The organism is Paraburkholderia sp. EG287B (assembly GCF_040965595.1).
Classification (GTDB): Bacteria; Pseudomonadota; Gammaproteobacteria; order Burkholderiales; family Burkholderiaceae; genus Paraburkholderia.
On the sequence record NZ_JBFRCG010000012.1, the window covers coordinates 19,178 to 41,024 of the forward strand.

Consider the following 21,847-nt stretch of genomic DNA (forward strand, 5'->3'; position numbering starts at 1 on the left):
CGAAAACCCGGTGGACGGGTCAGCACAGGTAGGCTGCGTTGCATTTTACCGGCGCAGCAGACTTCGTGCCGTTCGGTGGCGGCGGTTTCCGGATGCGCATGCTGCGATGCGTCATGAAAGGGCCTGGCGATCCCGCATGAACATACATGCATGCTTGTATGCATGGGCCCGGATGCTTTACTGTTTGCGCGTGTGGCAGTGCGGCATTTCCCTGGATTGCCAGGGCGATCCCACTCGTCGCACTATGTTCTCGTGGGGCCGGGCACACTCTATTAAACGTCCATTGAATCGGCCCCCGCGATGGACTATGCTCGAAATGAGGCCCGCGTGGTTTCGGGCGCTCTGGGGGAGACGGATCATGAAAGGAATCCGGCCGGTCGCACATGGACTGCATGAGGGTTTGCATGGTCGTCACGTCGGGCACGAGGGCAGCCACGTCATGCTGCCGATGGTCGTTCTCTCGATCATGGCCATCGCGCTGTATATCGCGGTCAAGAACATCGACATTCTCGAAATTGGCCGCAGCGCGTTGTTCGATGTCGTGATGGTGTTCGTCGCGCTCGGTATTGCGGGCATGTTCGGCGTGCTGGGCGCCTGGCTGCGATCCCGCACCACCGACGAACCCGCCGAAGGCTTCTGCTTCGTCGGCGCGCTCATCGGCGCAGTGGTGTTCTACATCGCGCTGCTCACCTGATTCGTTTGTTTGCAGTTTCGGTTGGTTCGCAATCCTGCGGGAGGCGAGGGCGCGCGGCGGCCGGGTCCGCGCCATGCGAAACTGTGTGTTTTCCCGCTCGATAGAAGCACTCCCGATGTTCGATCTCTTCGACGATACGCCTGCCCCCGACGTGGCGTGGCATCCGTCATGGCTCGCGCCAGAGGCCGCTGCCGAGGCGCTCGCGCGCATCATCGCCGAGGCCGACTGGCGCCAGGAACGCATTCGCACGCCCGGCGGCTGGGTGGACCAGCCGCGCCTCACGACCTGGCAGGGCGACGAAGGCGCGGTGTACATCTATTCAGGCATCCGAAACGTCCCGCAGCCGTGGACCCGCCAGGTCGCCGAACTGCGCGACGCCATCTCGGCGCTTTGCGGCGTGCGCTTCAACAGCGTGCTGCTCAACCGTTATCGTACGGGCACGGACAGCATGGGCTGGCACGCGGACCATGAACCCGAACTCGGCCCCGACCCGGTGATCGCCTCGCTGAGCCTCGGCGCGACGCGGCGCTTCGACCTGCGCCACAACGCGACGGGCGTGGTGCATTCTTTCCAGCTGACGAGCGGCAGCCTGCTCATAATGCAGGGAAAGACTCAGGCGCAATGGCGGCATCGCGTGCCGAAGGAACCCGCCGTGAGCGCCGAGCGTGTGAATCTCACGTTTCGCGTGGTGATGCCGGATTTGCGGAAATAGACGGCTAGATCGCTGCGGATGGGCATTAAATCGCCGATGTTTGGTGCGCGGGCTACGCTCGCGCGAGTGGCTTCGCGCTAAAAATCAAATAAGAATTTATGCGCATAAACGCCAAATGCGGCGTTGGCGCGGCGGTCAGCCGTCCGCGCCGAGCCGGCGCCGCACGATCGCGACGAGACGCTCCAGCGGCAAACCCGAGCCCGCGAGCGCGGTCACTTCCGGATAATGCTCGCGCGCAATATCCGTGAGCACCTGGCCGGGCGGCGCTTCGACCAGCACGCTCGCGCCCGACTCGATCATGACCGTGAGCGCGTCGTACCAGCGCGCCGTGTAGCGCATGTTGGTGGCGAGATCGGCGCGGATGGCGTCGGCGCTGTTGAGCGGCCTGCCGCCGCGATTGTCGACATAGACGCTGCGCGGCGTACGAAACGGTATGTCGCGTGCCCACTCTGTGAGCATCTCGGCGGCGTCGGCTAATAGTTCGCAATGCGAAGGAACGGCCACTGCGAGCCGTTGCGCCTTGCGCGCGCCAGCGGCGAGCGCGCGGGCCGCAAAGGCTTCGAGCGCGCCGTCGGCGCCGGCCACGACGATCTGGCGCGGCGCGTTGACGTTTGCCACGTACACTCGCTCGCCGCCATCGCGCGCATGCGCTTCGGCGAGCGTTTCGACCTGCGTCTCGCTTAGCCCCGCGACGGCCGTGAGGCCATAGCCCGAGGGCCACGCGTTCTCCATCAGCTCGGCGCGTTTGCGCACCATCTGCAGCGCGTCGCCAAACGCCAGCGCCCCGCAGCTCACCGCGGCCGCATAAGCGCCCACGGAAAGCCCAGCGCTGAATTGCGGCGCGAGTCCTTCGTGCGCGAGCGCGCGCGTCACCGCTACGCCCGCGACCGTGAGGCCGATCTGCACGGCGACCGTGGAACGCAAGGCGTCGTCGCTATCGAGCGTGAGGACGTCGAAGCCGAGTGCCGCGGACGCCTCGTCGAGCGTCGCTCGCACGGCGTCGTGTTGCGGCAGCTTGTGGAGGAAGCCAGCGTTTTGTGCGCCCTGGCCCGGAAAGAGCAGGGCGAGCGTCATGCTGCTTGCCACGGGTCGGAGACGAGCTGCGCGCCGCTGGACGCGCGCGCCAGCACGCGCGGCTTGTGCGCCGCGAGTTCGGCGAGAGCGACGCCGCCCGCGGGCGTTTCGAGTTGCGCGTCGATGCGCGTGCCGGCGCGGCTGGCGGCTTGAGCGAGCGTCTGCGCTAGCGACTCGATCGCCGTGCGCGAGACGCGCTGCGGCAGGCGAATCAGGATGTCGAGATCGCTCGATGCGGTGAGGGTGGGAACGCCCGTGGCAAGCTCGAAGCCGGCGCTGCCCGTAGGGCCCCAAACGTAATGGCGCAACGCCGCCGCGCTTGTGCGCAGGGTAGCGAGCGCGATGAACGCGGGCAATGCGCGGCGTGCGCGAAGCGGCTCGAGGCCGAGCAGATCCTCAGGAGCAAATGACGATTCGATATCCTCAGTATTGAGCCAGGTGCCGAAACGCTCCGAACGTACGCTGCCGCGCACGCCTACCGCCACGAAACCCGCCGCCGCGCACGTGCGCCGCACGACTACCCAGGGCGCGCGGGCAAGCGCCTCGCGTACCCAGTCCGGCTCGTCGCCTGACGGCGTATGGCGCGCGATGCGAAGCAGGTCGTGCGCGCGCCAGCGTGCGTCGTCCACGCGCGGCGCATCAGCAGCGAACGGCGGGGCGGCGCACACGCGCATCAGCTGGCGTCCCACTGTTGCGCGAGGCGCTTGCGCACCTCGTTCGACGCTGCACGCGTACGCTGCGCCGACTCGCCTTGCAGACGATGCGCGAGGCCGCTCGTGTCGCTGCGTGCCTCCCGCACCTTCTGTGCGAGCACATCGCGCACGCGTGCGATCTGCGCTTCGCTCGGCGCGTCCGCATCGATGCCTTCGATCAACTCGTCGAGCAGACCGAGCTTCGCGAACGAAGCCATCGAATACGACATCGGCACGATCTTTTCGCCCAGCTCGTCGAGGTCCTCGACACTGCGGCGCGTAACGCGCGCCGCCGCTTCCTTGCCCATGGCGTGGACCATCGTGCCGGGCGCGTCGAGCGCGACGATGCGATTGGCCTGATAGCCGTGCGCGAGGAACGCGCCCGACATGGCGGGCCCGACGATCAGCGCCACCACGGGATGCCCCGCGAGGCGCGCGCTGGCGTAGGCGTCCACAGCCGAGGCGCAGGCGAGGTGAATGCCGAGCATCTCCTCGCGATAGCCGTAGGCCTGGCTCTTCACGTCGACGATCGCGATGATGGGGCGGCGCTTGCCGCTCGCGGCGTCTTCGGCAATCGTTTCGCGCACGGCCTTGGCGAGACGCCAGCCTTGTTCGAGGCCCACCACGTTGTCGCGCGCGCGCGGAAAGCGGTTCGCGGGATCGGGGGCGACGGTGATGAAGCGCGCGGTTTCGTTGTCGAGCGGCGCATCGGCGTATTGCACGCACGCGCCCTGCGTGTCCGTGCCCGCGAGGGCGCGCAGCCAGCGTGCGCCGCGGCTCGTCGTCGTGTCGTTCATGCGTTTTCTCCGCGCAGGTTCAGGGGCGAAGCGGTGAACACCGCACGCATCGTTTCAGGGGTGACGCTGGCGGGATCGATCTGCGCGAGTTTCGCGAGCGTGGCATCCACATCGGCCGAGCGCGGCGTGCGCGGCGCGCCTTGCGCAAACGCCGCTCGCACGGCGGCGCGCACGTCGTCCACGGCGTCGTCGACGAGCGCATCGGCGAAACCCGTCTGCGCGCGCTGCTCGCCGCCGATCAATTGCCACACCTGGCGGCGGTCGCTCGAATCGAGTTCTTCGATGCCGGCTTCCTGCTCGATCACCTCCGGGCCATTCATGCCGAGGCGGCCCTGCTTCGTCATCACGAGCGTCGAGCAGAGGGCCGCCGCGAGCGACATGCCGCCAAAGCAACCCACCATGCCCGCGATCACGCCGACCACGTTCACATGTGCGCGCAACGCGACGATGGCCGACTGGATCTCCGCGATCACGGCGAGGCCGAGATTGGCCTCCTGCAAGCGCACGCCACCGGTTTCGAACAGGATGACGGGCCGCACGATCTTGCCGCGCTCGCAGTCGGCGAGCGCCAGTTCGAGTGCGGCGGCGATCTTGCTGCCCGACACCTCGCCGATGCTGCCGCCCTGGAATGCCGATTCGATCGCGGCCACGACGGCGGGCTCGCCGTCGATGGTGCCGCGCGCGATCACCGCGCCGTCGTCGGCCTGGCAGACGATGCCCTGCAACGGCAGCCACGGCGATTCGATACGGTCGAACGGCCCGAGCAGTTCGCGGAACGTGCCCGCGTCCAGCACGGCGGCCGCGCGTTCGCGCGCGCTCAATTCGATGAAGCTCTCGCGCAGCAGCGTGGCCGGCGTCAGTTGATTCGGGCTGCTCATGACTGCGCCTCCTGCGCGGCTTCCACGGCTTCTGCGAGCCGCAGCGCCACCACGCCGGGCGTGGCGCCGAAGTCGTTGATCTCGATGAGCGCCGCGCCGTCGTAGCGCGTGAAGAAGCGGTCGAGCACGCTCTTCCAGATATGGCTATAGCCGTCCACGCTCGTATGCACGACCACGCGCGCCTGCATGTCGCTCGCGGGCTGCAGCAGCACTTCGAGATCGCCCGAGCCCACCACGCCCACGTGGGCGCGCGTCGTCACGGCGCGTTGCGCCGGATAGTCGAATGTCAGTTGTTCCATGAAACCGTCCTCCCGCCCATGCGGTGCTGAACCAGTCTGTCGATGAAGAGCGTCGCGGCAAGCAGATCGGCCGCGCCACCCGGCGATGCGTTGAGTGCGAGCAGCGTGCGTTCGAGCACATCGAACGCGGCGCGGCCGGCTTGCGTGGCAAGGCCGCCCGCGTCGCGTACGCGCTGCGCGCCCGCTTGCGCGGCCTCGCGCCCGGCGAGCCCCGCGCGATGCAGCACGCAGGTGTCGTCGAGCGAGGCCATGATCGCGAGCAGGGCGTCCACGCGCGCGTGGGCTTCGTCGAGGCCCTGCGTGCGTGCGGCGTGCAGGGCGGGCAGGCCCACGCGCACGACGTGCGGAAAGCCGTCTTGCGCTTCGCTACGCGCGCCGCCCACGTTGTAGCGCTGACGCACGCGCTCGCCGTTGCTTTGCGCGGGCTGCGCGAGCAGATCGTCGTAGCGCGCGATCTGCGCAGCCGTTTCGCAGATGCGCGCCGCGTGGGCGCAGTCGCTGTCGCTGCCTTGCGGCGTATGCACGATCGCCGCGCCCGCCACCAGCAGACCGACAATCCAGATCGCGCCGCGATGCGCGTTGCTGCCTTGCGTCGCGCGCATCATCGCGGCTTCGCCGGCACGGCCGATGCGTGCGAGATCGGTGCGCAGCGCCGTGCCGGGCGCGGCCCCGCGCGAAGCGCGCGCGAGCGCTTCGAACGTGGGCTCGAGCGCATGCGCCGAGCGCAGCATCGTCGCGAGATCGAGATCGTTGTGCGCGCCACTGCCGCGCGCGTCCACGAGCGCGGGCTTGGGCGTGAGGCGCGCCTCTTCGATCAGCGCGTCGCGGGCGAAGCGCGCGAGCTGCGCGCCGGAGGAGGCCGGCCGCGCGTCGCGGGCGTACGGGACCCGCCGCGCGAGACCCGCCGAGCCCTCGGCAAGCGCCGTATAGGGAAGCGTACGCATCGCGCTTACCAGCTACGGAAACGCGCGGGCGGCGTATAGAGCCCGCCCGACCACGTCACCAGGTCGTCGATGCTGCGCGCCGCGAGCAGCGAGCGCTTGGCCTCGCCGCGCAAGATGCCGAGATCCTCGGGGAACTGCACGATGCCGCGGCGGCGCAGTTCGTCGGTTTTCTGCTGCTGCGCGCGCAGGCCGATGGGCGTCACGCCCGCCACGGCCGCGAGCGCGGCTCGGCGCTCGTCGATGCCCTCTGCGCGATGCAGGTGCGCGATGCCTTCTTCGGTCACGACATGGCTCACGTCGTCGCCGTAGATCATCACGGGCGCGACGGGCATGCCGCTCTTCTGGCCCACGGCGATAGCGTCGAGTTCGTCGACGAAGGTCGGCTCGCCGCCTTTCTTCCACGTTTCCGCCAGCTGCACCACGAGCTTGTGGCCGCGCGAAACCGGGCCGTTGTCCTTGAGCAGCTTGAGCCATGCTTCGCTCGCATGGCGCCGCCCGCGCGGATCGTGGCCCATGTTCGGCGCGCCGCCAAAGCCCGCGAGCCGGCCGCGCGTGACGGTGGACGAATTGGCGTCCGCGTCGATCTGCAGCGTCGAGCCGATGAAGAGATCCACGGCATATTGCCCCGCGAGCTGGCACAGCACGCGGTTCGAGCGCAGGCTGCCGTCGCTGCCGGTGAAGAACACATCGGGCCGCGCGGCGATATAGGCTTCCATGCCCACTTCGCTGCCGAAGCAATGGATGCTTTCTACCCAGCCCGATTCGATGGCGGGGATCAGCGTGGGGTGCGGATTGAGCGTCCAGTTGCGGCAGATCTTGCCCTTGAGCCCGAGCGATTCGCCGTAGGTGGGGAGCAGCAATTCGATCGCGGCGGTGTCGAAACCAATCCCGTGATTGAGCGCGGCGATGCCATAGGGCGCGTAGATGCCCTTGATGACCATCATCGCGGTGAGCACCTGCAAGTCGCCGATGTGGCGCGGATCACGCGTGAAGAGCGGCTCGACCGCGAACGGCCGGTCGGCCTGCACGACCACGTCGACCCACGAGCCGGGAATGTCCACGCGCGGCAGTTCATCGACGATTTCGTTGACCTGAACGATCACGATGCCCTGGCTGAACGCGGCGGCTTCGGCGATGGTCGGCGTGTCTTCGGTATTCGGGCCGGTGTAGAGGTTGCCGTGGCGGTCGGCTTTTTCGGCGCACAGCAGCGCGACCTGGGGAATCAGGTCGACGAACATGCGCGCGTACAGCTCGACATAGGTATGGATCGCGCCCACTTCGAGCTGGCCGTCTTCGAGCAGTTGCGCCACCCGCAGGCTCTGCGGCCCCGCGAACGCGAAGTCCACGCGGTGCGCGATGCCGCGCTCGAACAGCGTCAGATGCTCGGGGCGGCTGATGCTCGAAATCAGCAGGTGAACGTTGTTGATCTTGGCCGGATCGGCCTTGGCCAGCGAGCGCGAGAGGAAGTCCGCCTGTTTCTGGTTGTCGCCTTCGAGCGCGACGCGGTCGCCTGGGCGGATCAGCAGTTCGAGCGCATCGGTCATGCGCGAGGCGGGCAGGACGCCGTCTTCGAGCCAGCCCGAAATGGCGGCGAGGCGGCGGGCCTTTTCGTCGCGGCGCGTGGTCCACGAACGCGGTGCGAGGTCAGGCGAGGTTGGCGTATCAGCTTGAGGCTTCATCGGCGGTTCGGCTCCGTGAGCGGGAAGAGGCGGCGCGCGGCTTCGCGGCGGCAGATTGTGCCGAAGGCGGCACTGAGGTTGCCACTGCAGGCAGCGCGGCGCGCTCGGTCAGAAAACGGTAGATGAGTTCGCCCGTGCCGAGCAGGTGCTCGGCCACGAGCTTTTGCGCGGTGGGCACGTCGCCGCGCTTCACGGCGGCGAGAATTTCGGTGTGCTCGCTATCGGATTCGCCCTTGTATTCGGGGAAGCCGAATTTCAGGCGCAGGTAGCGTTCGCCGCGGCGATGCAGCGCCGTGAGCATTTCCATCAGCTGCGGCCGGCCGGCGGGCGCGTAGAGGCTCATGTGAAAGGCCTCGTTGCGCGCGACATAGAGCGACGGATCGCGCTCGCGCTTCGCGGCGGCGGCCAGCGCGGTCACTTCGCGCAGCGTGGCGCTCGTGTGATTCGGAATGGCGAGGCCGAGCGCGAGGCTTTCGAGCGCGGAACGGATCTCGTAGATTTCGCGCGCCTCGTCGGCGGAAAGCGGGGCCACGCTCGCGCCCTTGTTGACCTCGATCTTCGCCCAGCCTTCGCTCGCGAGCTGGCGCAGCGCCTCGCGCACGGGGATCGCGCTGACCGAAAAATGCCGCGCGATCGCGTCCTGGCGCAGCGGCGCGTTGGGCGCGAGCTTGCCCTCGACGATCGCGCTGCGCAGGGCGTCGGCGATCATGCGCGAGGTGCTGGTGCGGGGCGCGGCAGCGCCTTCCAGGGGAAAACCATTCGTTGCGTCGCTCATGAGATCAAATATTATATATAAAACGACCAAGGCGAAAGCCTCGAAAACCCGCAACACAGAAACACCAGATTCACTATAGACGGGTAAGAAGAACGGGGGCTTACAGGGAGTTCCTGAAGAGGGCCGGCACTGCCGCGGCCTGCATTTCCGCGTTTCGCGGCGTGCGTGCGCATCTTGCTGCGTGGGCTGGCGAGGCATCAATGGAGAGAGGAGCATCATGAATTCGATCACCGAGTCCGCACGGCGAACTCGCACCAAGACACCGCTCAACCGGTCGCAGATCGCCGGTTTCTGGGGCGCCTGGGCAGGCTGGACGCTCGACGGGATGGACTCGTTCATCTACGCACTCGTGCTCACGCCCGCGCTCACGGAGCTGTTGCCGCGTTCGGGCTACGAGGCGAGCGCGGCGAACATCGGGCTTGCCGGCTCGATCCTGTTCGCGCTCTTCCTCGTGGGCTGGGGGCTGTCGTTCATCTGGGGGCCGCTCGCGGACCGCTATGGACGCACGCGCGTGCTGGCGGGCACCATTTTCATGTTTGCGATCTTCACGGGACTTTCGGCCACCGCGCAGAGCGTGTGGTCGCTCGGCATTTACCGCTTTCTGGCAGGCGTGGGCATCGGCGGGGAGTGGGCGCTCGCGGGCACGTACGTGGCCGAATCGTGGCCGGAGGATCGCCGCAAGATGGGCGCGGGCTATCTGCAGACCGGCTATTACGCGGGCTTCTTCATAGCGGCCGCGCTCAATTACACGGTCGGCGTGCACTTCGGCTGGCGTGCCATGTTCCTCACGGGCGCGGTGCCGGTGGTGGTGGCCATTCTCGTGCTCACGCGCGTGGAGGAACCGGCCAAATGGCAGAAGTCGGAGGCGAGCCATGTGCACCGCGGCCGCCCGCTGCGTGAAATCTTCGGCGACGTGTACCGCATGCGCACCGTGGTGGCGTGCGCGCTGCTGACCATCGCGATCATCGGCTTGTGGGCGGGCGCGGTTTATGAACCGTCCGCCGTGATCCAGCTCGCGACGAAGGCGGGAGCGAACAAGGCCGAGGCGATCCGGACGGCGTCCATCGCCACGGGCATCCTGTCGATCGGTACGATTCTTGGTTGCCTCGCATTGCCGCCGATGGCCGAACGCATTGGCCGCAAGTGGACGCTCGCCGTTTATTTCGCGGGTATGGCGGTGACGATCGCGGCGAGCTTCGGCTGGGCGTTCTACCTGGAGAACGGACTCGTGCCGTTCATCGCGCTGCTCTTCGTGCTGGGCTTCTTCGGCGGCAACTTCGCGCTGTTCAGCCTCTGGCTGCCTGAGCAGTTCGAAACGCGTGTGCGCGCCACGGCGTTCGCGTTCTGCACGTCGTTTGGCCGCTTCGTGGGCGCGGGCGTGAACTTCCTGCTGGGCGCGGCCGTGCTGCGGATGCACACGCTTGGCGTGCCGGTGGCGCTCACGGCGCTGGCCTTCGTTCTCGGCCTTCTGATCATTCCGTTTGCGCCGGAAACCAAGGGTCAAACGCTGCCTTCCTGAACCCCCTATGCGGCGCGTCGGTTAGCGCCGCGCCTTCACGAGCCTCGGCGGCAACAGGCGCCAGCCGAGATTGACCCCGAGGCTCGCCGCCACGATCAGCGCCATGCCCGCAAGCTGGGGCACGCTCAGTGCGCGACCGTAGACGATCGCATCGACGGCGATCGCGGTGAGCGGATACACGAACAGAAGCACGGCGATCACGGGCGTGGTCAACATCGGCAGCGCGCCGTAGATCAGCACGTACGAAAGCCCCGTGTGCAACACCCCCATGCCCACGAGCCAGCCCCATTGCGTGGCCGAAATATGCACAAGTTCGAGCGGCGCAAAAAACGGCGCGATCAGCGGCAGGCACACGGAGCCCACCACGCATTGCGTCAGCGTGAGCAGATGCGGGCGAAAGTTGCGCAGGCTCTTGGCGATCAGCGTGACGCTCGCATAGAGCACCGAGCCGCCCAGCGACTCGCCAATGCCGATCATGTAGCTCGTGCGATCGGCCACGTGGGTTTCCGCGAGCACGCCGGAAGCGAGCGCGAGCCCCACGAACGCGATGCCGATCCAGCCGAGCCGGTCGGCGCCGAGCCGCTCGTGAAAGATCGCCGCGCCCATCAGCACGACCCAGAACGGCTGCACATGGAATACGACCGTCGAGATGGCGATGCTCGTGCGATGGATCGCGTCGAAGAAGGCGACCCACTGCGTGACCATGAGCACGCCTGAAATCACCGCGAGCGTGAGCGTGCGGCGCGTGAACTGCCGCGGCGAGAGCCAGCCCTTGTACGCGCAGTACCCGGCGAGCGCGAGCATGCCGAAAAAGCAGCGGAAGAACACGAGCGTGAGGGCGCCGAGACGCGCCTCCTCGACAAACACGCCGATCGTGCCCATCAGGAGGCCGCCGCCCGCGAGCATGAAGACGCCTTGCTGACGGTTGCCGTGATGTTCGGATTGCATGGCCGGAGCGGAAAATCGAAAGAGGGTTGGAGACGGGTTGAGTATTCGCCAGTTGCGGGGCGCGGGCAAACGAATTAAATTGAAGAATTCCATCAACGCAGCTTATGAATAGGCCGCGATCCGGCCACCCAGCGTATGAACCCCGAATTCGACATCGATTTGCTACGCACCTTCGCCGCCGTGGCGGACGCGGGCAGCTTCACGAGGGGCGCCGTGGCCGTGCATCGGTCGCAGGCGGCCGTGAGCATGCAGGTCAAGCGGCTCGAGCAGATGCTCGGCACCACGTTATTCACGCGCGACACGCGCAATCTCGCGCTCACGCGGCCGGGCAACACGCTGCTCGAATATGCGCGGCGCGCGCTCGACCTGCAGGAGGAGGCGTGGGCGGCGCTGGTGCGGCCCGAGGTGACGGGGCGCGTGGTGCTCGGGGCGCCCGACGACTATATGGCGTCGCTGCTGTCACCGGTGTTGCGGCGCTTCTCGACGCTTTATCCGCATGTGGAGATCGAGATCGTCTGCGCGCAGAGCGTCGCGCTCGGGCCGATGCTGGCGGACAACAAGATCGACATCGCGTTCGTCACACGCGACCGCAAGATGCGTGGCGAGTTCGTGCGCGCCGAGGAGATGGTCTGGGTGGGGTCCGCCACCGACCCCGCGCCGCTTGCCATGTCGCCGCTGCCGGTCGGGCTCTACGAGCACGGCAGCGTGGCGCGCGCGCATACCGTGGCAGCGCTCGACGGCGCGCACATCCGCTACCGCGCCGCCTATAGCAGCGCGAGTTTGATGGGGTTGACGGCGACGGTGGAGGCGGGCATTGCGATCGTCGCGCTCACGCGCTGCAGCGTGCCGCCGCGCTTCGCGATCCTCGGCGAGGCGCAGGGCCTGCCGAAGATCGAGCCGCTGGAAATCGTGGTGGCGCGCAGCGTCAAGTCGAACCGGCCGACTTGCGACTACCTCGCGCAGCAGATGGTGCAGGATCTCTCGGTGCCGCGTCAGCGCGGGTAGACGCTCACTTCGCCGCCCACCGCGAGCCGCACGCGCTCGCCTTCGCGCGGCGTGCGATAGCCGGGCACGCGCGCACGGACCGTTGCGTGCGCATCGATCAGCTGCAGCGTGAGCGCGGCGTCCTGGCCCTGGAAGGTGATGGCCTGCACGACCGCTTCGAGCGCGCCGTCGCGCTGGGCGGTTTCGGGCAGCACGTCGATCTGCTCGGGGCGCAGCATCACGTCCACGGCGCCTTCTGCCGCATGCTGGTCTTGCTGGATCGGCAGCGCGCCGAGCACGCAATGCGCGCGCCCGTTGGCCACCGTTCCCGGCAGCAGCACCGCCTCGCCGATGAAGGCCGCGAGTTCGCGCGTGGCCGGGCGGCGATAGAGCGTTTGCGGCGGTCCGCTTTGCAACAGCTTGCCGCGCCACAGCACGGCGACTTCATGACCGAGCGAGAGCGCCTCGGCCTGATCGTGCGTGACGAGCACGGCGGTCGCGCCGGCGGCGGCGAGGGCGCGCGCCACGGCTTCGCGCGTTTCGACGCGCAGCGCGGCGTCGAGCGACGAGAACGGCTCGTCGAGCATCACGAGGCCGGGCGAGGGTGCGAGCGCGCGGGCGAGCGCCACGCGCTGCTGCTGCCCACCCGAGAGTTGCTGCGGCGCGCGCGATGCATAGGATTCCGGAAGACCGACGAGTTCGAGCAATTCGGCCACGCGATGGTGCGCGCGACGCTGCGCACGCGGCAGGCCGAACACGATGTTCTCGGCAACCGTGAGGTGCGGAAAGAGCGCACCCTCTTGCGGCACGTAGCCGATATGACGCTGCTCGGTCGGCAGATGCAGGCGGTCGCCGGCGACGCGGCGGCCGTCGATCTCGATCGTGCCGGCGTCGGCGCGTTCGAAGCCGCACAGCACGCGCAGCAGCGTGGTCTTGCCGCTGCCCGAAGGCCCGAGCAGCGCGACGAGCGAACCCGAGCGCACGGATAGATCGATGCCATGCAGGACCGGATGGCCGTCGAAGGCCTTTTTCAGGCCGGAAATGCGGAGTGTGCTCATGGGGCTAACTTGGGCTAACTGAGGCTCAGGCGTCGTCGGGCGGCGCGTTGATCGTATCGACCGGCATGTTGACCGTAGCATGGCCCGCGAGTGCGGACCGGCCCGCAAACGCGAACAGCAGGCCCGAAGCGGCGAGCGAAAGCGCGGTGAGCAGCGCGGCATAGGGCGCGGCGGCCGCGAAGGCGAGCGTCGAGGTGTCGGTCCAGACCTGCGTGGCGAGCGTGTGCGTACCGATGGGCGCGAGCAGCAGCGTGGCGTTCAGTTCGGTGACCACCGAGATGAACACCATCGAGGCCGCCGCGCCGAGGCCGGGACCCGCGAGCGGCAGCACGACGCGGCGCAGCGTGGCGAACCATCCCAGGCCGAGCGCACGCGCCGTATCTTCGAGGCGCTGCTGTGCTTGCAGGAGCGCCGCGCGCACGCTCACGAGCGCAAGGGGCAGACAGAGAATCGCGTACGCCGTAATCAGCAGCGTGGTGCCCTGATAGAGCGGTTCGAGCGCGCGCACCGCGAGCGAGACGATGGCAAGCGCGATGACGAGACTGGGCACGCCCTGCGCGATGAAGGCCGTGCGTTCGAGAAACGTGGCGGCGCGGCCAGGATAGCGCGCAAGCAGGTACGCGAGCGGCAGCGCGAGCAGGGTGGTGAAAAACGCGGCCGTGAGACCGAGGCGCAGCGAGGCGAACGTGGTCGAAACCAGCAACTCCGGCGAGACATCGGCGGGCGTGATTGCTGCGGCGCCAGGCTGCGTGAGCCAGTAGCCGATCATCGCGAGCGGCACGCCGAGCGTCGCCACATTGAGCGCGACGAAACCCGCCGCGACGGGCCAGCGCCAGCGGCCGAGCGCATGGCGCACGCTCGCGCGGCGCGCGCCGCGATCCACGCGCTCGTAGCGCGCGCGTCCGCGCACGCGGAACTCGAGCACGAGGCACACGAGGCAGAGCAGGATCAGCACGCAGGCCAGCAGCGAGGCGCCGCCGCCATCGAAGCTCGTGCGGTATTCCGCGTAGATTTCGGTGGTGAACGTGCGAAAGCGCAGCAGCGTGAATGCGCCGAATTCGGAGAGCACGCCAAGCGCGACGAGCAGCATCGAGCCGAACAGCGCGGGACGCAGTTGCGGCAGCACGACGCGCACGAAAACAGCCCAGCGGTTGCAGCCGAGCGCGCGCGCCGATTCTTCGAGTGCGGGATCGAGGCCGCGCAGCGCGGCGGCCACTGGCAAATAGACGAGCGGGAAGTAGGCCGTCGTGATGACGATGAACGCGCCGAGGAAGTCCTGCAAATCGAGGCTCAGCGAGACCCATGCGTAGCTCGTGACGAACGCGGGCATGGCGAGCGGCGCGGCGGCGAGGAGCGCCCAGGCGCGCCGCCCCGGCACGTCGGTACGCTCGACGAGCCACGCCACCGCGGTGCCGAGCACGGCGCAGGCAAGCGTGGCCGAAACCGTAATCGAGAGCGTGTTGACGAGCAACTCGCCGACCAGCGGCCGGAAGATCAGCTCGGCGGCGTCGGCCAGACCGAAGGACAGCGCGCGCCAGAAGGTCAGTGCGAGCGGCAGCAGCACCAGCAGCGGGCCGAGCGCGGCGGCGGCGAAGAGCGCGCGCGGCGCACGCCGCCGCACGCGCGGGGGCGGGCCCCCCGCGACATCCACTTGATGAGACTCTGACACGGCTTGCGCCGTGGTAACGGCTTCGCTCACGATATTGCTTCGTACTCCATGCCGATTACAGCAGGCCAGCCTGACGCAGCAGCTTGCCCGCCTGGCTGTCGTCGCCGAGCTGCTGGATGGTCAGCGCGGGCGGCTTCAGCTGGTCGAACGGCTTGTTGATGGGATCGCTCGCCACGCCGGGCCGCAGCGGGTACTCGTAGCTGATGTGGTCCTGCGCCATCAGCTTCTGTGCGCGCTCGCTCACGAGGTAGGCGAGGAACTTCTGCGCACCGTCCACATTGTGCGCGGACTTCATCACGGCGGCGCCCGAAACGTTGACGAGCGCGCCCACGTCGCCATCGGCGAAATGCGCGACGGCGCTTTGCGTTTTCTTGTCGCCCATCTCGGCGTGCAGGCGGTCCCAGTAGTAGTTGTTGATGATGCCGGTGGCGACCGCGCCGCGATTCACGGCGGCGACCACGCCTTCGTCGTCGTCGAAGATCTGCGAGTTGGTCTTGAGACCCTTGAGCCATTCGAGCGTGGCGGCTTCGCCCTTCACGGCGAGCACGGCGTCGACGAGCGGCAGGAAATCGGCGTCGCTCGGCGCGATGCCGACCTTGCCCTTCCATTCGGGTTTGGCGAGATCGAAGATCGACTTCGGCAATTGCGCGGGCTGCACTTTGGCCGTGTTGTACGCGAGCACGTTCTCGCGCGCGGTCACGCCCACCCATTGTCCTTGCGGCGAGTTGAAGCGTGCGGGCACGGCCGCGAGCGTCGCCTGCTGCACGGGGGCGAGCATGCCCTTTTCTTCCAGCAGCATCAGCTCAGGCGAGTTCTCCGTGAAGTAGACGTCAGCAGGCGTCTTTTCGCCTTCGGCGACGAGCTGCGCCGCGAGCGCCGGGCCTTCGCCGCTGCGGATCTTCACGTCGATGCCGGTCTGCTGCTGGAAGTCCTTCGCAAGCTGGTTCACGACCTGCTCGTGCTGTGCGTTGTAGAGCGTGATCGAGGCTGCGTGCGCGGCGAGCGGCAGCATGCCGGCAAGCGCGAGCGAGAGGGCGGCGGCGCGCAGCGGTGCGCGCATCATGGAAAGTTTCATATGACTTCGTTGTCCGTTGTTATCGATGAATCTCAGGCGCTGAACAGCTCCGCGCCGATGAACGAGCCCGCCTTCGCGCCGGGCGGGCACGCGAAGATCGCGCTGCCCACGTGCGTCGTGAACTGGTTCATCATGTCGAACTTCGCGAGCTTTTCGTTGATCGGAATGAAGCCCGTGCGCGGGTCGCCCTGGTGGGCGACGAAGATGAGGCCCGCGTCATATTCGGTTTCCTGGCGCCACGGCGGCCAGCGCTCGATGTAGAAGTCCGTGCTGTCGTTGTACGAGTACGAGCGGCGCAGGATCTGCGCGCCGTTGTTCGACGCGCGGTTCGAGAGACGCACGTGCGAGTTCTCGGGAATCAGCGGATTGCCGTCCTTGTCTTGCGCGTCGAGATCGACGTTGTCGAACTCCTTCTTCTGGCCAATTGGCGCGCCGCTGTACTTGTGGCGGCCGAACACCTGCTCCTGGAAGCCCAGTTCCATCTGGTCCCAGTGCTCCAGCGTAATGCGGATGCGGCGCACCACGGTATAGGTGCCGCCCTGCATCCAGGGCGCGTCGGCGGCGGTGGCCCAGACGAACTGATTCATCGCCTTCGGGTCCGTGGTCGGCGGGTTGTTCGTGCCGTCCTTGAAGCCCATGAGGTTGCGCGGCGTTTGCGCGCGCGGGCCCGAGAGAAAGCCCGCCTGGCCCCAGCGCATCGTCAGGATGCCGTAGCCCTGGCGTGCGAGCTGGCGCACCGCGTGGAAGGCGACCTGCGCGTCGTTGGCGCACGCCTGCACGAACAGATCGCCGCCGGTCTTTTGCGCGATCAGCTGGTCGCCGTTGAAGCGCGGCAGGTCGACGAGCGCGGCAGGGCGCTTGTGCGCGAGGCCATAGCGGTCCTTGTCCTGCGACGTGAAGAGGCCGGGGCCGAAGCCGAAGGTGACCGTGAGGCCCGCCGGGCCGAGGCCCAGCACGTCGCCGGAGTCGGCCGCGGGATGGTCGTCGCCGGTGTAGTCGAGCGCGGCCGCTGGCTGCGCCTGGCTCATGCGCGCCGCGGACTCGGTCCACTTGCGCAGCAGGTTGATGACGTCGTCGCGCGAGGTCGTCGTGAGATCGAAGGCCGCGACATACGTGTGCGCCTGCTGCGGCGTCACGATGCCGCCCTGGTGCTCGCCGTAGAACGGCTCGACGGCGAGCATCGGGTCGGCGGGCATCGCGTGATGCTTCGCCTCGGCGGCCTGGGCGAGGCCGCTCGTGGCCGCGCCTGCGCCGAGGCTCGCACCGAGCGCGGCGCCGGCTTTCAGGAAGCCGCGCCTCGATGGTTTGTTGGGGGTATCGTCGGAGGACATGACTATTTAGCCAGCACGAGAGTGTTCACGTCGTCTTCGACGTAGTAGAAGCCGTCGCCTGCCGGGGTCAGCGCGAGGCCGAACAGGTCGCCGTTGCCCGGAGGCGTCTGCGCCTTGTCGGTATCGATCCAGCGCGCGTACAGCTGCTTTGCCGCGGCCGGGTCGATCTCGACGACCTGGCCGTTCAAGGCATTCGTCACGAGCAGGTGGCCCTGCGGCGTGACGATCATGGCGAGCGGACGGTGCAGCAGGCCGTCGGCGGTGAGCTGGCGGCCCACGCCCGCGCTCGTGTCGCGCGTGAGCGGATCTTCGATCACGTTGATGCGGTTGCCGATCGCGTCGGACACGTAGAGCAGCTTGTTGTCCGCCGACAGTGCGAGGCCGGTCGGGCCGACGAGGAACACGCCCTTGTCCGCCTGCGCGCCGAAGCCGCTCGCCACCACGGTTTCGCGCTTCAGGACCGGCGCCTGTCCGCTCGGGATGTCGAAGTCGAGCCGCAGCACCGTGGCCTGCTTGAACACGGGCGGGTTACCGTCCGCACCGCCCACGCCGAAGCCCGCATTGCTCACGAACAGTGTGGCGTGGTCGCCGTTGTCGACCACGGCCATGTTGCCCCACGGGTCATTGATATTGGGACTGCTGATGACCTTGTTGATCTTGCCGCTGCTGTCGAGCACGATCATGCAGCCCGCGCCCTTGGTGCCGGTGGTGCCGTCGTTGCTCGGCGTGCTGCCCACGATGACCCAGCCCGACTTGAGCATCGTCATCGCGGTCGAAAGGCCGACGCCGCCCGGGCACTCCTTGAGATCGCGCGGAATCGTCGCGAACAGCGTCATCTGCTTCGTGTCGGGGTGATAGTCGACGATCGTGCTGCCGGTGCCCTGCAGGTTGGCCGCGTTGTTGAAGTTGTCGACCAGCACGTCGCCTTCTTTCACCGCGCCGGAGGAGACCGGCGCGACGAAGATCGCATACGGGTTCTGGTCGCCGTTGTCGGGCACGGTGTTGATGAGCGTGGTGTGATGCTTGACGGTCTCGAGCAGGCCCTGCGGTTCGGCGTGAGCGGCGAGCGGCGCGCCGGCGAGCGCCGCCGCGGCGGCAAGCGCGAGCGCGGAGCGGACCGCGTGGGCCGTGCATTGCAGGAGCGTGCGCGTAGCGTGTTTCATACTGAATCTCCGTGCCTCGCGCGGCCGGCGCGCACGCCGGCTGGGACACGCGAGGACTTGGGGTTGAACATGGGTCGGGTGCGCCTTCGTGGGCCTAGAACGTGATGTTGGTCCGCACGCCGATCACGAACGTATTGCGCAGCGGCGCGGTCGGATCCTGCGGATTCTGGCCGGCGCCCGCGTTGAACGTGTATTGCGCGTCGGCCTGGAGAATCCACCACGGCGTGACCTGATACTGATAGGTGGCTTCGAGCGCGGTTTCCTGCGTGCGCACGCCGTACGGACCGCCGGTGAACATCTGCTGGTCGAGGTCGATGTTGTGCACGTTGTTGCCGACCTTGATGTAGGTGGCGGCAAGGCCCACGCTGTCGTTGTCGCGACCCTTGAACGGCGCCTTCATGACGATGCCGAGGTTGGCCGCGAGGCTCACGAGATTGCGGTCGCCGGGCGCGCCCATTACGCGCGCGAATACACCGATGCTGCGCGCTTCGTCCGGGTCGGGACGCCAGATCATCTGATCGGCCACCGCGTAGATGCTGTAGTTGCCCCGATGCGTCGCCGGAATCCCGGTCGAGGCCGGATTCGCGAGCGACAGGCCGGTGTTGTCGTAGCGCTGGTCGTCGAACGGGTTGTTGTTGTACCAGAAGCCGATCTTGTAGGTGCCCGGCAGGCCATGATTGTCGGCGCTCACGAGTTCGCCTTCGGACGGCTGGTTGATGGCGTACTGCAGTTCGCCGATCCACAACGTGCCGTTGTGCAGATTGAAGTTCGTACCACTAAGGTTGTTCGGATCGTTGCCGAGCGGGTCGCCTGCGAACACGCCGGCGAGCGCGGTGAGCGAAGGCGTGATCTGGCCGCGCACGCGCACGCCGAGACCGGCGAGCGGATAGGCCGGGCCGCCCGAGGGCATGTCGTACGAAGGCAGCGCGGGCCAGCCGAACATCGTGTTGATGAAGAGTGCCGCGTACTGGCTCGTGATGAATTCCTGGTCGAGACTCTGCTGACCGATCTTCACGTCGAGGCGCTTGTCGAGGAACGATTGCTGGTACCACAGCTCCCAGAGGCGCGTGGTCGGCGTCGCTTCGATGCCGCTCGCGGTATTCAGCGTGCCGAGGTTCGACGTGCTCAGGTTGGTGCCGTGAATCTGCAGGCCGCTCACGTTGAACAGACCGCCCGGAATGCCGAGCGCCTTGCTCGTGTCGACCTGCACGGTCGCCGTCGTGAGGCCGTCGTACGCGCCGCCGGTCTTGAGGCCGCCGCGCAGGTTCGCGAGGTATTCGCTCGTCTCCGTGAGCTGGAAGGTCACGCCGTATTTGCCGAGCCACGGCCGCAGTCCGCCCATGTCGCCGAGCATCGTCTGGCGCGTCCAGAAGCCGGTCCAGAAGTTCGACGGCTGCGCCTGAATCGCGAGGTCGGCTTCCGGTGCTTCAGGCGCGGCGTCGGGGTTCGCGTTGCTCTGCGCGCGTGCGGCTCCGCACGCGAAAGTCGCACTCGCGGCAAGCATGGCAATGGCGCGCAACGCCGGCGCGCGCCGATGCGCCGGGCGGCCCGGCGCTGCGCCGCGCGGGCAGGCGAGCGCACGCACGCGGACGGTTCGGGTCAATTCCATCGTATTCCTTACTTATTGAAATGTTTGCGTGATGGGTCGCTCTGGCTTTGTTATTCGCAAATCGCTGAATACCCGACATCTCCAGACGGCGCCATCGTACTAACGGAGAATGCGAGCGTCAACAAAAACGAGAATGATTCGCAACTGTTTTACGCTTGCTTTACGCCGCATCACGGAGATCCTTGCGAATTGCTTTCATTCGCGCATTTACGCATTACAGGTCGTTAGCTTTGGATGATTAGTCAGGCGAATGAAGTCGCTTATCATCACGTATGTGAACGCGCGTTTCGCCGCTCAAACTTCAAAACAAGCTGGCTCCATGACCGACATTTCCCCAGGCTACGAACTCGATCTCGACGCGTACTTCGCCCGCATCGGCTACGACGGTCCGCATGTCGCGACCCTCGCCGTGCTGCGCGAACTGCAGCGCCTGCATCCGCTTGCCATTCCTTTCGAGAACCTCGATCCGCTGGCGGGGCGGCGCGTGTCGATCAAGTTGCCGGACATCGTCGCGAAGCTCGTGACGCAGCGGCGCGGCGGCTACTGCTTCGAGCACAACACCTTGCTCGCGCATGTGCTCATGCAACTGGGCTTTACGGTGACGCCGCTCGCCGCACGCGTGCTGTACGGGCGCGAACCCGACGCGCGCACGCCGCGCACGCATATGCTGCTGCGCGCGGGGGCGGAAGGCGATACGTGGCTCGTCGACGGAGGCTTCGGTGCCGCGACGCTGCGTGCGCCGCTCTCGTTCTCGACAGAGGCGGAACAGCCGACGCCGCACGAACCGGCGCGGCTCGTGACGTTGTCGGCGAACGAGCGCAAGCTGCAATTGCACGATGGCGAGAAGTGGTTCGATCTCTATCGTTTTGAATTGACGCCCGCCGAGTGGGTCGATTACGAAATGGCGAACTGGTACACGTCGGCGTCGCCCGAGTCGTTCTTCACGTTCAGCCTGATCGCGTGCATTGCACGCGAAGGCGGCCGCGCGATCCTGTTCAACGAGCGTTTTACCGAGCGCGACGCACAAGGTCAGGTGAGCGAGGAGCGTACGCTCGCAAATGGAGCGGAACTCGCGCAGTGTCTGCGCGAACGCTTCGGCATCGATCTCGCGCGCGGCGAAGAAGCGCAGCGTATCGACGCCGACGCGCTCTATGCGCGCATGACGTCACACGGCGCTCAACAGTAGACGCGAGTCGGCGTCCGACGCGACGCCGCGCCCGCGGGCAAGGAGGGCATCATGACTGAGCTGAAAATGACGAAAGCGCTGATGGCGAAGCTGTTCGCGCAAGTCGTGGTCTGGTTCGGATTGATGGGCGTGCTGTTGTTCGTCTCGGCGGGCACGCTGGCGTGGACGGCGGCGTGGCTGTGGCTCATCGAGTGGGCGTTGTGCGGCGTGTGGATCGGCCTGTGGCTCGGGCGCGAAGATCCGGGCCTGCTGGTCGAGCGCCTCGCGCCGTTCGCGCAGCGCACGCAGCAGCCGTGGGACCGCGTGTTCATGCTGTGCGTCTCGGTGGGTTTTTGCGCGTGGCTCTGCCTGATGGGCATCGACGCCGTGCGCATGGGCTGGTCGAGCGTGCCGCTGTGGCTCAGCGTGCTCGGCGCGATCTTCATCTTCGTCGATATCTACGCGACGCGCGCGGTGTTCGCGGCGAACCGCTTCGCGGCGCCTGTCGTGAAGATTCAGAGCGAACGCGGGCATACGGTCAGCGACACCGGCCCGTATGCCTACGTGCGTCATCCGATGTATGGCTTCGCGCTGCTGTTTCTCGTCGGCACGCCGCTCATGCTCGGTTCGTGGTGGGGGCTTGCGTGCGTGCCCTTCATGGTCGTGGGGATCGGCTATCGCGCGGTGCGCGAAGAGCAAACGCTCGCGGAGAATCTGCCCGGCTACCGCGAGTATCTGGCGCGCGTGCGTTATCGCTTCGTGCCGGGCATCTGGTAGTGCGA

At 67.3% G+C, this 21,847-nt stretch carries 21 protein-coding genes; 6 read left to right on the forward strand and 15 right to left on the reverse strand.

Features of this window, described 5'->3' with window-relative positions; all coding sequences use genetic code 11:
• Window positions 1–358: 358 nt before the first annotated feature.
• Both AB4Y40_RS22260 and AB4Y40_RS22265 read left to right on the forward strand, forming a co-directional pair.
• The gene (locus AB4Y40_RS22260) at window positions 359–694 is read left to right on the forward strand and encodes a hypothetical protein (protein WP_368689597.1); all 336 of its coding nucleotides are present in this window, start codon (window positions 359–361) and stop codon (window positions 692–694) included.
• A 115-nt stretch (window positions 695–809) separates the two neighbouring features.
• Entirely contained in the window at window positions 810–1,406 is a 597-nt protein-coding gene (locus tag AB4Y40_RS22265) for an alpha-ketoglutarate-dependent dioxygenase AlkB (protein WP_368689598.1), read from the forward strand.
• Between the two features lie 135 nt (window positions 1,407–1,541).
• Here AB4Y40_RS22265 and mdcH read toward each other — a convergent pair whose 3' ends face one another.
• The 8 genes from mdcH to AB4Y40_RS22305 are packed head-to-tail and all read right to left on the reverse strand — an operon-like array spanning window position 1,542 to window position 8,544.
• Entirely contained in the window at window positions 1,542–2,480 is a 939-nt protein-coding gene (gene mdcH, locus AB4Y40_RS22270; RefSeq protein WP_368689599.1) for a malonate decarboxylase subunit epsilon, read from the reverse strand.
• Entirely contained in the window at window positions 2,477–3,154 is a 678-nt protein-coding gene (locus tag AB4Y40_RS22275) for a malonate decarboxylase holo-ACP synthase (RefSeq protein WP_368689858.1), read from the reverse strand. Before AB4Y40_RS22275 ends, mdcH begins: the two co-directional genes overlap by 4 nt.
• Entirely contained in the window at window positions 3,154–3,969 is an 816-nt protein-coding gene (gene mdcE / locus AB4Y40_RS22280) for a biotin-independent malonate decarboxylase subunit gamma (RefSeq protein ID WP_368689600.1), read from the reverse strand. The genes AB4Y40_RS22275 and mdcE overlap by 1 nt, the downstream gene beginning before the upstream one ends.
• Complete coding sequence (locus AB4Y40_RS22285) at window positions 3,966–4,847, reverse strand: biotin-independent malonate decarboxylase subunit beta (protein WP_368689601.1); 882 nt, start codon at window positions 4,845–4,847, stop codon at window positions 3,966–3,968. Before AB4Y40_RS22285 ends, mdcE begins: the two co-directional genes overlap by 4 nt.
• Window positions 4,844–5,146: a malonate decarboxylase subunit delta gene (locus AB4Y40_RS22290; protein WP_042265098.1), complete on the reverse strand. Its 303-nt coding sequence runs from the start codon at window positions 5,144–5,146 to the stop codon at window positions 4,844–4,846. Before AB4Y40_RS22290 ends, AB4Y40_RS22285 begins: the two co-directional genes overlap by 4 nt.
• Window positions 5,134–6,090, reverse strand: a complete 957-nt coding sequence (locus AB4Y40_RS22295) for a triphosphoribosyl-dephospho-CoA synthase (RefSeq protein WP_368689602.1) — start codon at window positions 6,088–6,090, stop codon at window positions 5,134–5,136. Before AB4Y40_RS22295 ends, AB4Y40_RS22290 begins: the two co-directional genes overlap by 13 nt.
• Window positions 6,091–6,095: 5 nt before the next feature.
• Complete coding sequence (gene mdcA / locus AB4Y40_RS22300) at window positions 6,096–7,769, reverse strand: malonate decarboxylase subunit alpha (protein WP_368689603.1); 1,674 nt, start codon at window positions 7,767–7,769, stop codon at window positions 6,096–6,098.
• The gene (locus AB4Y40_RS22305) at window positions 7,753–8,544 is read right to left on the reverse strand and encodes a GntR family transcriptional regulator (protein ID WP_368689859.1); all 792 of its coding nucleotides are present in this window, start codon (window positions 8,542–8,544) and stop codon (window positions 7,753–7,755) included. The genes mdcA and AB4Y40_RS22305 overlap by 17 nt, the downstream gene beginning before the upstream one ends.
• Window positions 8,545–8,761: 217 nt before the next feature.
• Here AB4Y40_RS22305 and AB4Y40_RS22310 point away from each other — a divergent pair, with 217 nt between their 5' ends.
• Window positions 8,762–10,063 (forward strand): MFS transporter, encoded by a 1,302-nt coding sequence (locus tag AB4Y40_RS22310; RefSeq protein ID WP_368689604.1) that lies wholly within the window; start codon window positions 8,762–8,764, stop codon window positions 10,061–10,063.
• Window positions 10,064–10,084: 21 nt separating this feature from the next.
• Here AB4Y40_RS22310 and AB4Y40_RS22315 read toward each other — a convergent pair whose 3' ends face one another.
• Window positions 10,085–11,011: a DMT family transporter gene (locus tag AB4Y40_RS22315; RefSeq protein WP_368689605.1), complete on the reverse strand. Its 927-nt coding sequence runs from the start codon at window positions 11,009–11,011 to the stop codon at window positions 10,085–10,087.
• Window positions 11,012–11,146: 135 nt separating this feature from the next.
• Here AB4Y40_RS22315 and AB4Y40_RS22320 point away from each other — a divergent pair, with 135 nt between their 5' ends.
• Window positions 11,147–12,016 (forward strand): LysR family transcriptional regulator, encoded by an 870-nt coding sequence (locus AB4Y40_RS22320; protein ID WP_368689606.1) that lies wholly within the window; start codon window positions 11,147–11,149, stop codon window positions 12,014–12,016.
• On the opposite strand, the gene AB4Y40_RS22325 is transcribed toward AB4Y40_RS22320, so the two are convergent.
• The 6 genes from AB4Y40_RS22325 to AB4Y40_RS22350 form a co-directional block, all read right to left on the reverse strand.
• Window positions 12,004–13,053: an ABC transporter ATP-binding protein gene (locus AB4Y40_RS22325; protein WP_368689607.1), complete on the reverse strand. Its 1,050-nt coding sequence runs from the start codon at window positions 13,051–13,053 to the stop codon at window positions 12,004–12,006. The genes AB4Y40_RS22320 and AB4Y40_RS22325 overlap by 13 nt on opposite strands.
• 25 nt (window positions 13,054–13,078) lie before the next feature.
• Entirely contained in the window at window positions 13,079–14,722 is a 1,644-nt protein-coding gene (locus AB4Y40_RS22330; protein ID WP_368689860.1) for an ABC transporter permease, read from the reverse strand.
• 55 nt (window positions 14,723–14,777) lie between these two features.
• Entirely contained in the window at window positions 14,778–15,797 is a 1,020-nt protein-coding gene (locus AB4Y40_RS22335; RefSeq protein ID WP_368689608.1) for an iron ABC transporter substrate-binding protein, read from the reverse strand.
• 32 nt (window positions 15,798–15,829) lie between these two features.
• Window positions 15,830–17,128: an iron uptake transporter deferrochelatase/peroxidase subunit gene (efeB, locus tag AB4Y40_RS22340; protein WP_324154455.1), complete on the reverse strand. Its 1,299-nt coding sequence runs from the start codon at window positions 17,126–17,128 to the stop codon at window positions 15,830–15,832.
• A gap of 2 nt (window positions 17,129–17,130) precedes the next feature.
• Window positions 17,131–18,291, reverse strand: a complete 1,161-nt coding sequence (locus tag AB4Y40_RS22345) for a hypothetical protein (protein ID WP_368689609.1) — start codon at window positions 18,289–18,291, stop codon at window positions 17,131–17,133.
• 94 nt (window positions 18,292–18,385) lie between these two features.
• Window positions 18,386–19,795: a carbohydrate porin gene (locus AB4Y40_RS22350; protein ID WP_368689861.1), complete on the reverse strand. Its 1,410-nt coding sequence runs from the start codon at window positions 19,793–19,795 to the stop codon at window positions 18,386–18,388.
• A 424-nt stretch (window positions 19,796–20,219) separates the two neighbouring features.
• Here AB4Y40_RS22350 and AB4Y40_RS22355 point away from each other — a divergent pair, with 424 nt between their 5' ends.
• Window positions 20,220–21,086, forward strand: coding sequence for an arylamine N-acetyltransferase (locus tag AB4Y40_RS22355; protein ID WP_368689610.1), 867 nt, complete (start codon window positions 20,220–20,222; stop codon window positions 21,084–21,086).
• A 78-nt stretch (window positions 21,087–21,164) separates the two neighbouring features.
• Window positions 21,165–21,842 carry an isoprenylcysteine carboxylmethyltransferase family protein gene (locus tag AB4Y40_RS22360; protein ID WP_368689862.1) on the forward strand — a complete coding sequence of 226 codons (678 nt, stop codon included), beginning with the start codon at window positions 21,165–21,167 and terminating at the stop codon, window positions 21,840–21,842.
• Window positions 21,843–21,847 lie beyond the last annotated feature (5 nt).